At 67.6% G+C, this 11,393-nt stretch carries 12 protein-coding genes; 2 read left to right on the top strand and 10 right to left on the bottom strand.

The annotated features are described in order from the left end of the window. Nucleotides 1-254: hypothetical protein (locus tag GBO37_RS09830; protein WP_252928699.1), on the top strand; the 254-nt coding region annotated here is incomplete at its 5' end. Nucleotides 255-505: 251 nt separating this feature from the next. Here the strand turns inward: GBO37_RS09830 and rpsI are convergent. The 3 genes from rpsI to GBO37_RS09815 form a co-directional block, all read right to left on the bottom strand. Further along, nucleotides 506-997, bottom strand: coding sequence for a 30S ribosomal protein S9 (gene rpsI / locus GBO37_RS09825; RefSeq protein WP_045982905.1), 492 nt, complete (start codon nt 995-997; stop codon nt 506-508). 2 nt (nt 998-999) lie between these two features. Beyond that, on the bottom strand, nt 1,000-1,464 hold the full coding sequence (gene rplM, locus GBO37_RS09820; RefSeq protein WP_042248180.1) for a 50S ribosomal protein L13: 465 nt from the start codon (nt 1,462-1,464) through the stop codon (nt 1,000-1,002). A 133-nt stretch (nt 1,465-1,597) separates the two neighbouring features. Continuing rightward, nucleotides 1,598-2,038 carry a PaaI family thioesterase gene (locus GBO37_RS09815; RefSeq protein WP_148911390.1) on the bottom strand — a complete coding sequence of 147 codons (441 nt, stop codon included), beginning with the start codon at nt 2,036-2,038 and terminating at the stop codon, nt 1,598-1,600. A 56-nt stretch (nt 2,039-2,094) separates the two neighbouring features. Here GBO37_RS09815 and GBO37_RS09810 point away from each other — a divergent pair, with 56 nt between their 5' ends. Continuing rightward, a complete protein-coding gene (locus tag GBO37_RS09810) occupies nt 2,095-2,856 on the top strand; it encodes an enoyl-CoA hydratase (RefSeq protein WP_252928697.1) in 762 nt (253 codons plus the stop codon). Between the two features lie 3 nt (nt 2,857-2,859). On the opposite strand, the gene murD is transcribed toward GBO37_RS09810, so the two are convergent. Genes murD through rsmH form a run of 7 tightly spaced genes read right to left on the bottom strand, consistent with a single transcriptional unit; the run spans nt 2,860 to nt 11,393 of the window. Beyond that, complete coding sequence (gene murD, locus GBO37_RS09805; protein WP_252928695.1) at nt 2,860-4,266, bottom strand: UDP-N-acetylmuramoyl-L-alanine--D-glutamate ligase; 1,407 nt, start codon at nt 4,264-4,266, stop codon at nt 2,860-2,862. Between the two features lie 29 nt (nt 4,267-4,295). After that, on the bottom strand, nt 4,296-5,378 hold the full coding sequence (mraY, locus tag GBO37_RS09800) for a phospho-N-acetylmuramoyl-pentapeptide-transferase (RefSeq protein ID WP_046001410.1): 1,083 nt from the start codon (nt 5,376-5,378) through the stop codon (nt 4,296-4,298). A 4-nt stretch (nt 5,379-5,382) separates the two neighbouring features. Further along, nucleotides 5,383-6,753, bottom strand: a complete 1,371-nt coding sequence (murF, locus tag GBO37_RS09795; RefSeq protein ID WP_252928693.1) for a UDP-N-acetylmuramoyl-tripeptide--D-alanyl-D-alanine ligase — start codon at nt 6,751-6,753, stop codon at nt 5,383-5,385. Further along, on the bottom strand, nt 6,750-8,249 hold the full coding sequence (locus GBO37_RS09790) for a UDP-N-acetylmuramoyl-L-alanyl-D-glutamate--2,6-diaminopimelate ligase (protein WP_252928691.1): 1,500 nt from the start codon (nt 8,247-8,249) through the stop codon (nt 6,750-6,752). Before GBO37_RS09790 ends, murF begins: the two co-directional genes overlap by 4 nt. Then, the gene (locus tag GBO37_RS09785) at nt 8,246-10,075 is read right to left on the bottom strand and encodes a penicillin-binding protein 2 (protein WP_045982887.1); all 1,830 of its coding nucleotides are present in this window, start codon (nt 10,073-10,075) and stop codon (nt 8,246-8,248) included. The genes GBO37_RS09790 and GBO37_RS09785 overlap by 4 nt, the downstream gene beginning before the upstream one ends. Continuing rightward, a complete protein-coding gene (locus GBO37_RS09780) occupies nt 10,072-10,431 on the bottom strand; it encodes a cell division protein FtsL (RefSeq protein ID WP_045982886.1) in 360 nt (119 codons plus the stop codon). Before GBO37_RS09780 ends, GBO37_RS09785 begins: the two co-directional genes overlap by 4 nt. Then, nucleotides 10,431-11,393, bottom strand: a complete 963-nt coding sequence (rsmH, locus tag GBO37_RS09775) for a 16S rRNA (cytosine(1402)-N(4))-methyltransferase RsmH (protein ID WP_252928690.1) — start codon at nt 11,391-11,393, stop codon at nt 10,431-10,433. The genes GBO37_RS09780 and rsmH overlap by 1 nt, the downstream gene beginning before the upstream one ends.

Below are 11,393 nucleotides of genomic sequence, written 5' to 3'. Positions count from 1 at the left end.
GATCGTATGACGACCGAACCGCCCGCATATCTCTTCAGATATCCATCAATGTCAAAAAGCAAGAGAACCAAAATCACGATCACGACGTCAACTCGACGCCACAACCGTCACCCAATCCCCAGAATGTCTCCCGATCCAACCGCGCTTCCCAGCACCGCCTTCCCGGCCCCTCCAGCGTTCCCGCCTTCGGTGAAGCGGTGTTTAGGCCCGAGAACAAATGCACGCAACAAGAAAATGGCGGATCACGGCAATAAAACTGCAACGCATTGATTTAGCGTTGCAAATTAAGGGAGGCTAAGGCATCCCCAAGAACTGCCATCGATCTACGGTGCCACAAAAGCATGGAATCATGTCGGGGCGATGACGGAATCAGGGTGAATCACAGGGGCCTGGATCCATTCGGCCCTGAATTTCGGCAAGGATGCCTGCCGGGGTGGCAGTTTCGGAACGCGAAAGGGGCGCAGCTTTCGCTGCGCCCCTTGAAAAGTTGGTCCTGATACGAAGATCAGCGCTTCGAGAACTGGAAGCTGCGGCGAGCCTTGGCCTTGCCGTACTTCTTACGCTCGACGACGCGGCTGTCGCGGGTCAGGAAGCCTGCGGCCTTCAGCGCGGCGCGCAGGTGCGGCTGGTGCAGCTGCAGTGCCTGGCTGATGCCGTGCTTGACGGCGCCTGCCTGGCCCGACAGGCCGCCGCCCTTGACGGTGGCATGCACGTCGTACTGGCCGACCACGCCCGCAACCTCGAACGGCTGCTTCAGGATCATCTGCAGAACGGGACGCGCGAAATACGCGTTGATCTCTTTGCCGTTCACCAGGACCTTGCCCGAGCCCGGCTTGACCCAGACGCGTGCGACGGCGTCCTTGCGCTTGCCGGTGGCATAGCTGCGGCCCTGGCTGTCGATCTGCGGCTCGCGGTTGATCGCGGCGTCGACGGCTGCGGCGGGGGTGCCCGACACGGCGGACTTCAGGTCGTCCAGAGTTTTGATGTCGTCGGCCATGATCATGCGCTCCGGGTGTTTTTCTTGTTCAGGACTTTGACATCCAGAACTTCGGGCTGCTGGGCCTCGTGCGGGTGTTCGGCGCTGGCATAGACGCGCAGGTTCGTCATCTGCTGCTTGCCCAGCTTGTTGCGGCTGATCATGCGCTCGACGGCCTTGACGACCACGCGCTCGGGGTGCGCGCTTTCCAGGATCTGGCGCGCGGTGCGGTGCTTGATGCCGCCCGGGTGGCCGGTGTGCCAGTAGTACTTCTTGTCTTCACGCTTGTTGCCGGTCATCTGCACCTTGTCGGCGTTGATGATGATGACATTGTCGCCCATGTCCATGTGCGGCGTGAAGGTGGGCTTGTGCTTGCCGCGCAGGCGGCTGGCGACGATCGTGGCGAGGCGGCCCAGAACGACGCCCTCGGCGTCGATCAGGATCCACTTCTTCTCGATCTCCGCCGGTTTCGCGGTATAGGTTTTCATCTGTCGTCCCTTCAGGGTCGTAATCGTAAGAGATGGCGGTATATCGAAGATTGCCCGCCATCCGTCAAGTGCAGCGAAGCCCGATTAAGGACGCCAAATCAATGACTTGAAACTTAGGTATCTGAATACCCCATCACACGGCGCGGAAATCGCTGGATTTCGGCGGAATCGAATAGGTCATCGAACAGCGTGCGACCGGATCCGCCACCCCTTCGGAAAAGATCAGTGCCTCGGCCACCGCCAGCACGCGGCCCAGCTTCAGCATCCGGCATTCCGCCAGCAGATCGACCCCTGCCGCGGGCTTGCGCATGAAGTCGATCGACGCGTTCGTCGTGACCGCCAGACCGACCGGGCCGATCCGCGCCAGGATCGCGCAATAGATCGCCAGGTCCGCCAGCGCGAACATCGACGGACCGCTGACCGTCCCGCCCGGCCGCAGATGATCGTCCCCCGTGATCAGGCGCGCGGTCAGCCCCGTCGCCGTCACCGCCTCCACCCGATAGCTGCCGGCCACCTGCGGAAAGTCCCGCGCCAGAAACGCGTTCAGCGCATCCTTGTCCATCACGATCGTCATGCTTTCCCCCCGATGCGTCCCGGCCTAGGCTTTCGCCAAATTTGGGAGGATGCAAGATGGACGACCTGCTGACGCGACACGACCTTGGGCCCGTGACCCGCCTGACGCTGTCGCGGCCCGCGACCTACAACGCCCTGTCGCTGGAGATGATCGAGGCGCTGATCGCGGCCCTTGCCAGGATCGACGACGATACGCGGGTCGTGATCCTTGCGGCCGAGGGCAAAGCCTTCTGTGCCGGCCACGACCTGCGGCAGATGCAGGGGATGGCTCCGGACCAACTGGCGCATCTGTTCGACCGCTGCGCCCATCTGATGCAGATGATCCCCGCCCTGCCCCAGCCGGTCATCGCTCAGGTTCAGGGCGTTGCCACCGCGGCGGGCTGCCAGCTGGTCGCGTCCTGCGACATGGCGGTGGCGGCAGACGGGGCGCGCTTTGGGGTCAACGGGGTCTCCATCGGTCTGTTCTGCGCCACGCCGATGGTGGCCCTGACCCGCGCCATCCCGCCCAAGGCCGCGTTCGAGATGCTGACCACCGGCGACTTCATCACCGCCCCCCGCGCGGCGGAGCTGGGCCTGGTCAACCGCGTCGTCCCCGCCGCGGATCTGGAGGCAGAGACGATGCGGCTGGCCGACAGCATCGCGGCCAAGCCGCCCCAGGTGATCCGCATGGGCAAACGGGCCTTCCACGACCAGCTGGGACAGGGAACCGCCGCCGCCTATGCGGCCACGGCGCAGGTCATGTGCACGAACATGGCCCTGCCCGAAACAGTCGAGGGGATCGGCGCCTTTCTGGAAAAGCGCCCGCCGAACTGGACCTGACCTTCAGGCCCCTGCGGCCAGTGCCTGGACCAGCGCCACGAAATGCTCTCCCCGCTTTTCGAAGTTCGGATACTGGTCAAAGCTGGCGGCGGCGGGGGCAAGCAGGACGGTGTCGCCCGGCTCGGCCTCGGCCGCGGCACGGGCGACGGCCTGCTCCATCGTGTCGGCGATCTCGTACGGGGTCTGGCCGATCTCCAGCGCAAAGTCGCGGGCGGAATGGCCGATCAGATAGGCCTTGGCGACCGCACCCAGATGCGGCTGCAGGGCCGCGATGCCGCCCTCCTTGCCCAGGCCCCCGGCGATCCAGCGGATTCGCGGAAAGGCCTGCAGTGCCTTGGCGGCGGCATCCACGTTGGTGGCCTTGCTGTCATTGACATACCGGACGCCGTCGATCTGGGCGACCGTCTGGCTGCGATGCGGCAGGCCCGCAAAGCTGTGGAACGCGGCCTCGATCTCGCGCGGGGCCAGGCCCACGGCGCGGCAGGCGGCATAAGCCGCGCAGGCGTTCTGATGGTTGTGCGCACCGGGCAGGCCCTGCATCGCGCGCAAGTCGATCGATGCCGCCTGCCGCCCCTTGCGATATTCGGACAGGAAACCCTTGCGCGCAAAGACCGACCACGCCGCCCGGTCCAGCTTCTGCCCCGACGACACCCGGATCACCCGGTCGTCGGTGGGACCCATCGACAGCTGGTTGGCCAGATACGACCCCTCGGGGTCGTCGATACCGATCACGGCCCGGTCCGGACCGCCCTCGGAGAACAGCCGCCGTTTTGCCGCGAAATAGCCGCCCAGGCCGGCATGGCGGTCCAGGTGGTCGGGCGACAGGTTGGTCATGACCGCCACGTCGGGCGTCAGCGCCCGCGCCAGTTCGGTCTGATAGCTGGACAGTTCCAGCACCACGACCTCTGCCTCGACCGCTGGCTCCAGCGACAGCACGCCCGTGCCGATATTGCCGCCCATCTGCGTGGGGCGGCCGCATTCCTCCAGCACGTGATGGATCAGCGCGGTGGTCGTCGACTTGCCGTTCGACCCGGTGACCGCGATCACCCGAGGCGCGCGGTCGAACTGGTCCCAGTCGTGGGTCGCATAGCTGCGGAAGAACAGGCCGATGTCGTTATCGACCGGAACGCCAAGCTGCCATGCCATCGCGATGGCCGGGTGCGGACGGGGATACAGATGCGGGATGCCGGGGCTGACGATCAGCATCGCGATGCCCTGCCAGTTCGCCTCGCGCGTCAGGTCAAGGATGCTCAGGCCATCGGCCTGGGCCGCGTCGCGCGTATCGACGCCGTCATCCCAGGCCACGACCCGCGCCCCGCCCGCGGCCAGAGCCGCGGCGGTCGCCTTGCCGGACCGGCCAAGCCCCAGCACCGCGACGGTCAGTTCTTCGACGCCCTGAACGGGTATCATGGGTGGCTCCTTGCGAAAACGGGACGGTATCAGCGCAGCTTCAGCGTCGCCAAGCCGATCAGCGCCAGAATCAGCGCGATGATCCAGAAGCGGATGACGATCTGCGCCTCTCCCCACCCCTTCTTCTCGAAATGGTGGTGGATGGGGGCCATCAGGAAGACCCGCTTGCCGGTCCGCTTGAAATACAGCACCTGGATGATGACCGACAGGGCCTCGACCACGAACAGGCCACCGACGATGGCCAGCACGATCTCATGCTTGGTGACGACGGCGATGGCGCCCAGCGCGCCGCCCAGGGCCAGCGATCCGGTATCGCCCATGAACACCGCAGCCGGCGGGGCGTTGTACCACAGAAAGCCCAGTCCCCCGCCGATCAGGGCGGCGACAAAGATCAGGATCTCTCCGCTGCCGGGAACGTGGTGGACGCCCAGATATTCGGTGAAGTCGACGCGCCCCACGGTATAGGCGATGATGCCCAGGGTGCCCGCGGCGATCATCACGGGCATGATCGCCAGCCCGTCCAGACCGTCGGTCAGATTGACCGCATTGGCCGCGCCCACGATCACGATCATCGCGAACGGCACGAAGAACCAGCCCAGGTTGACCAGGACATCCTTGAAGATCGGCAATGCCAACTGGTTGGTCAGCCCCGCGGGATGCAGCAGCGACGCCGCGATCCCGGCGCAGGCCGCGATGCCCAGACCCAGCAGCATCCGCATGCGCGAACTGACGCCCTTGGTGTTGTGCTTGGTCACCTTGGCATAGTCGTCGGCAAATCCGATCATCGCAAAGCCCGCCGTCACCAGCAGCACGATCCAGACATAGCCGTTGTCCAGCCTCGCCCACAGAAGGGTCGAGAACAGCAGCGCCGACAGGATCAGCAACCCGCCCATCGTCGGCGTGCCCGCCTTGGCCAGGTGGCTCTGCGGGCCGTCGTCGCGGATCGGCTGGCCCTTCTTCTGGACGCGGCGCAGATAGTTGATCAGCGGCCGTCCGAAGATGAAGCCGAAGAACAGCGCGGTGAAGAACGCGGCCCCCGCCCGGAAGGTGATGTATCGGAACAGGTTGAAGAAATCCCCGCCCTCGGACAGGTTGCTGAGCCAGTAGAGCATGGCATTATCCTTTGTCTTGGGCGGCACCGGCGCGCAGCGCCTGGACCACCATCGAGATCCGTGAGGATTTCGAGCCTTTCACCAGCACGATGTCGCCGGCGGAAATCAGTTTGTCGGGTTGGGCGGCCAGTTCGGCCGCCGTTTGCGTCCATTGCCCGCGCTTATCCGCAGGCAGGGCCTCGTGCAGGTGCCGCATCAGGGGGCCGGCACAATGGACCAGGTCGATTGCGGCCATGGAGGGATCGTCGGCCACGGCGCGATGCATCGCGACCTCTTCCGTGCCCAGCTCCAGCATGTCGCCCAGAATCGCCACCCGGCGGCCGCCCTGCAGGCCCGCCAGCGTGGCAAGCCCCGCGGACAGCGATGCCGGATTGGCGTTGAAGGCGTCGTCGATCAGGCGGATGCCGCCCAGCGTCTCGACCGCGCCGCGCCCCTGCGGGGGGTGCCAGTCCGACAGATGTGCCGCCGCCTGCGCAAGGTCGGCCCCCGCCGCGCCCAGCGCGGCCAGCATGCCGACGGCGTTCATCGCGAAATGCCGCCCCGTGGTGGGCAGGGTGAAGGCCAGCGTGTCGCCCATGATGCGGGCATGGCAGGACAGCGCCCCGTCCTGCGGCACGATGCGCAGCGGACGCGCCACGCCATGTTCGCCAAAACCCACGACCACCGCGCCGGCCCGGTCCGCGCAATCGCGCAGGATCTGGGTCACGGGCAGATCCTCGGGCAGGATCGCGTGACCCACGGGTTGCAGCCCCTCGAAGATCGCACCCTTTTCGCGGGCGATGCCTTCGATCGCGCCGAAGGCCTCCAGATGGGCGGCGGCCACCGTGGTGATCAGCGCCACATGCGGCCGCGCCATGCGCGACAGGGGCGCGATCTCTCCAGGATGGTTCATGCCGATCTCGATGATGGCGAAATCGGTGTTCGCGGGCATGCGCGCCAGGGTCAGCGGCACGCCCCAATGGTTGTTGTAGCTGGCCTCGGCCGCGTGGATCACGCCCTGCCCCGCCAGCGCGGTCCGCGCCATCTCCTTGGTCGAGGTCTTGCCGACCGACCCGGTGATGGCGATGACCCGGCCCGTCATGCGGGCGCGGCCCGCCCGGCCCAGATCCTCCAAGCCGCGCAGCACGTCGGGCACCACCAGCAGCGGCGCGTCAGACGCCACGCCGTCGGGGATGCGGCTGACCAGCGCGGCGGCCGCCCCCCTGGCCAGGGCCTGCGCCACGAAATCATGCCCGTCGCGGTCGGCCTGCAGCGCGACGAACAGATCGCCGGGGGCGATGGTGCGCGTGTCGATGGACACGCCCGAAGCGGCCCATGCGGCCGTCACCCGCCCGCCGGTGGCGGCTGCGGCGTCATCGGATGTCCAGAGTGTCATATGCGACCGTCCAGTGCCGCCACCGCGACCGAGGCCTGTTCGGCATCGTCGAAGGGATAGACGTCCTGCCCCACGATCTGGCCGGTCTCATGACCCTTGCCGCAGATCAGCAGCGCGTCGCCCGGTTGCAGCGCATCGACGCCGCGCAGGATCGCCTCGGCCCGGTCGGCGATCTCGGTCGCGTCGGGGCCCGCGCTGGCCATGACGGCGGCGCGGATCAGGGCCGGGTCCTCGGTCCGGGGGTTGTCGTCGGTGACGATCACCACGTCGGCATGATCGCGCGCGGCCTCGCCCATCAGCGGGCGCTTGCCCCGGTCGCGGTCACCGCCCGCGCCGATGATGCAGACGATGCGCCCCATCACATGCGGGCGCAGCGATTGCAGCGCAGCGACCACCGCGCCCGGCTTGTGGGCGTAGTCGACAAAGACCGCCGCACCGTTCTCGCGCTGCGCGACCAGCTGCATCCGGCCCCGCACGGTGGTCAGCTGCGGCAGCACGCGCAGGATGTCGTCGGCGCTGTCGCCCGAGGCCAGGCACAGGCCCATCGCCGCCAGCACGTTTTCCGCCTGGAACCCGCCGATCAGCGGCAGCCGCACCAGATGCGCCCGCCCCATCACCCAGAACCGCAGATCCTGCCCCGTCGCGTCATAGCGCTGGCCCAGGATGCGCAGCATCGCGGCCTCTCCGGTGCCGACGGTGGTCAGGGCCAGGCCGCGATCGGTCGCGATGTCGGTCATCTGGCGGCCGCGCTGGCTGTCGATGTTGATGACGGCAGCGGCGCCGTCCTCCAGCACGCGATTAAACAGCAGCGCCTTGGCCGCGAAATACTCGTCAAAGCCCGCGTGGTAATCCAGGTGATCCTGGCTGAAATTGGTGAAGGCCCCGGCCTCGACCCGCACCCCGTCCAGGCGGCGCTGATCCAATCCGTGGCTGGAGGCCTCCATCGCGGCATGGGTGACGCCCGCGGCGACCGCCTCGGCCAGGATCCGGTGCAGGGTCAGCGGATCGGGGGTGGTATGGGCAAGCTTTGCCTGGTGATCACCCTCGACCCCCATCGTGCCCAGGCTGATCGCCTTGTGGCCCAGCGCCTGCCAGATCTGACGGGTGAAGCTGGCCACGCTGGTCTTGCCGCTGGTGCCGGTGACGGCCACGACATGGTCGGGCTGATCGGCGAACCACAGCGACGCGGCGCCGGCCAGGGCTGCGCGCGGATCCTCGGCCACGATCAGCGCCCCATCCCAGCCCGACAGGACGTCGGCGGCGATCTCGGCGCCCTGGCGGTCGGTCAGGACGGCGGCGGCCTGCATGCGCAGCGCGTACTGGATGAATTCGCCGCCATGGACGGCCGATCCCGGCAGGGCCGCGAACAGGTGCCCGGGCTTGATCGTGCGGCTGTCGATGGACAGCCCCGTGATCCGCGGGTCACGCCCACCGGGGGCGCGCAGCCCCAGCTGCGACAGCGTCACGTCGTCCTTGTCCACAGTCCCACCCGTCATTGATTTGCGACGAGCCTTACCGCAGCCTCCTCGTCGGGTTCAACACGCGGTTCGAAGCGCGCGGTGATCGTCGGCAGGATTTCGTCGGTGATCGGCTCCAGCCCCAGCAGCGGGCCGATGCGGCGGACCATTTCCGCGGCGACGGGCGCGACGGTATGACCTGCGGTACGCACCGCAGTCCCGTTGATGGTGGTTGACGGCTCGTCCAGCATGGTGATGAGGACGTATTTCGGATCGCTGGCCGGAAAGACCGACGCAAAGGTCGCGATGATCTTATTCTCGTAGTACCCGCCTGCGGCCCTGGGCTTGTCCGCCGAACCGGTCTTGCCCGCGACCTCGTATCCCGGAACCTCGGCCTGGCGGGCGGTGCCGCGGGTGACGACCTGGCGCAACATGTCGACAGCCATCGCGGCGGCACGGGGCGACAGCACCTGTTCACCCTCGGGGCGTTGTCGTCCATGCACCAGCGTGGGGGTCACGCGCTTGCCGCCATTCGCGATCGTCGCATAGGCGGCCGCCAGGTGCAGCGGGCTGGCCGCCAGCCCATGGCCGAAACTGACCGTCGCCGCAGTGACGGCGGGCCAGCGCGTGGGCACCAGCGGCTGACCGGTGGGGGCTTCGACCATCTCGATGGAGGTCGGCACGAACAGGCCAAGCTTCTCCAGGAAATCCTTCTGCCGCTCGGGCCCGATCAGCTGCGCGATGCGCACCGTTCCCACGTTCGAGGACTTCACGATGACGTCCGTCACGCTCAGTTCCTTGCCATAATTGTGGAAATCGTTGATCAGGAACCGGCCGATCCGCATGGGTGCTGCAGCATTGATGCCCGACGCGGGGTTGACCAGCCCCAGGTCCAGCGCCTGCGCGACCGGGAATATCTTGAAGGTCGAACCCAGCTCGTACTGGCCCTGGACGGCGCGGTTGAACAGCGGACTGTCCGACGGCTCTCCGGTCAGCAGCGGGCGGGGGCGGTCATTGGGGTCGAAATCGGGCAGGCTGGCCATGGCCAGGATCTCTCCGGTCTCGACCTCCATCAGGATGCCGGTCGCGCCCTTGGCGTTCATGACGTTCATGCCCGAGGCCAGCACGTCCTCCATCGCCTGCTGCAGCGTCAGGTCGATGGACAGGGCCAGCGGCGCCCCCTCGTTGCCGGGATCGCGCAGCCAGGCGTCGAACGCCTTCTCGACGCCTGCGACGCCGATGACCTCGGCGCTGTTCACGCCTTCGCTGCCGAAGCCGGACCCGCCCAGGATATGGCTGGCCAGGTCGGCATTGGGATAGATGCGCATCTCTCGCGGGCCGAACAGCAGGCCGGGCTCGCCCAGGTCGTGGACGGCCTGCATCTGCTCGGGGCTGATCTTGCGCTTGATCCACATGAACTTGCGGTTGCCGGTGAAGTCGCGAGTCAGGCGCTGTACGTCCAGGTCGGGAAAGATCTCGGCCAGGCCCTGCGCGGTGCCGATGGGATCGACCATCTGGTGGGGATGGGCATAGACCGAATGGGTCAGCAGGTTCGTGGCCAGCACCCTGCCCCGCCGGTCGGTGATGTCCGCCCGCTGAGAGATGATCTGCGACGACAGCACCTGCGCGCGCGGTTCTGCCGCCGCGCTGGAGGCGAGCGTCCCCATGCGCACCGCGACCGTGCCGAAGGCCAGCATGAAACAGCCCGCCATGACGATCAGCCGACCTTCGGCGCGCCTGCGGGCGCGGTCCTGGATCTGTTCGTGACGGCGGCGGCGGTTCTCGGCCTCGATGTCGTCGGGGTTCTCGCCGCGCTCGCGCGCTCTCAGGATGCGGGCCAGGGGGCGCAGGGGGGTGCGGATCATGGCTGAGGCTCCTCGGCAGGATCGGTTTCGGGCAGAAGGTCGGTGACCATGTCGGCCGACGGCGGGGGCGGCTTGGGATAGTCGATGTGGTCCAGGTCCAGGAACTGCCCCGATTCGACCGGACCCAGTTCCAGCCGGTCGAAGTTCAGGTCGACCAGCTGGCGCAGGCGGTCGGGGCGGTTCAGGAAGGCCCATTCGGCACGCAGCACGCCCAGCTCCTCGCGCAGGCCCGCGATCTGGCGCTGAACCTGGGACATCTCTCCGATGGCGGCCTGGGTGGCATAGTTCTCGCGATAGGCCCAGAAGGCCAGTCCCATCAGCATCAGCACGCAGGCCAGACAGGTCAACGACCGCATCACGCAGCTCCCGGAAGATGCGGCATGGCCAGCGACCGGGCATCGACCGCGCCCGCCGCAGCGTCGGTCCGCACGGCCACGCGCAGCAAGGCTGAACGCGCACGCGGGTTCACGTCCAGCTCCTCGGGGTCGGGACCGATCGCACGGCGGAAGGGCAGGCGGAAGGCGGGCTCCACGACCTGCGTGACCGGCGCATACCGGTTGCCGCCGCCGCCCGCATCGGACCGCGCCTGCATGAAGCGCTTGACGATCCGGTCCTCCAGCGAATGAAAGCTGACGACGGCCAGCTGGCCGCCCGGCTTCAACGCGCGTTCGGCGGCCGACAGGCCCGCGACCAGCTGACCGAACTCGTCGTTCACCCAGATGCGGATCGCCTGAAAGCTGCGCGTCGCGGGATGGCTCTGCCCAGGCTTGGCGCGCGGCAGGCAGCCGGTGACCACCTGGGTCAGCTGCGTGGTCCGGGTCAGCGGGCGCGCGGCCACGATGGCACGCGCGATGCGGCGCGCGGCGCGCTCCTCTCCGTAATGATACAGCACGTCGGCGATGTCCGATTCCTCGGCGCTGTTCAGAAGGTCCGCGGCGGACGGCACATCGCCGCCCATCCGCATGTCCAGCGGCCCGTCCCGCATGAACGAGAACCCGCGATCCGCCTGGTCCAGCTGCATCGAGCTGACGCCAAGGTCCAGCACCACCCCGTCCAGCGGCTGACCGGCCAGGACGTCCATGTCCGAGAACGTGCCCTCGACCAGGCGCAGGCGGTCGCCGTACTGGCCGCGCCATGCCTCGGCCATGCGAAACACCGACGGGKCGCGGTCGACGCCGATGACCAGGTCGGCCCCTGCATCCAGCAGGCCGCGGGCATAGCCGCCCGCGCCGAACGTGCCGTCCAGCCAGACGCCCCTGATGGGTGCGGTCGCGCGCAGCAGCGGCGCCAGCAGGACCGGAATATGCGGATCCGCCAT

This window comes from Paracoccus sp. 08 (assembly GCF_024105395.1).
Classification (GTDB): Bacteria; Pseudomonadota; Alphaproteobacteria; order Rhodobacterales; family Rhodobacteraceae; genus Paracoccus; species Paracoccus marcusii.
This window is presented reverse-complemented; position numbering and strand designations above follow the sequence as displayed.

Coding starts and splice junctions, on each gene's coding strand:
- GBO37_RS09790 (WP_252928691.1), bottom strand. CDS start 8,249: ATGACGGGTGGGACTGTGGACAAGGACGACGTGACGCTGTCGCAGCTG.
- rplM (WP_042248180.1), bottom strand. CDS start 1,464: ATGAAAACCTATACCGCGAAACCGGCGGAGATCGAGAAGAAGTGGATC.
- murD (WP_252928695.1), bottom strand. CDS start 4,266: ATGATACCCGTTCAGGGCGTCGAAGAACTGACCGTCGCGGTGCTGGGG.
- rpsI (WP_045982905.1), bottom strand. CDS start 997: ATGGCCGACGACATCAAAACTCTGGACGACCTGAAGTCCGCCGTGTCG.
- mraY (WP_046001410.1), bottom strand. CDS start 5,378: ATGCTCTACTGGCTCAGCAACCTGTCCGAGGGCGGGGATTTCTTCAAC.
- murF (WP_252928693.1), bottom strand. CDS start 6,753: ATGACACTCTGGACATCCGATGACGCCGCAGCCGCCACCGGCGGGCGG.
- GBO37_RS09810 (WP_252928697.1), top strand. CDS start 2,095: ATGGACGACCTGCTGACGCGACACGACCTTGGGCCCGTGACCCGCCTG.
- GBO37_RS09785 (WP_045982887.1), bottom strand. CDS start 10,075: ATGATCCGCACCCCCCTGCGCCCCCTGGCCCGCATCCTGAGAGCGCGC.
- GBO37_RS09780 (WP_045982886.1), bottom strand. CDS start 10,431: ATGCGGTCGTTGACCTGTCTGGCCTGCGTGCTGATGCTGATGGGACTG.
- GBO37_RS09815 (WP_148911390.1), bottom strand. CDS start 2,038: ATGACGATCGTGATGGACAAGGATGCGCTGAACGCGTTTCTGGCGCGG.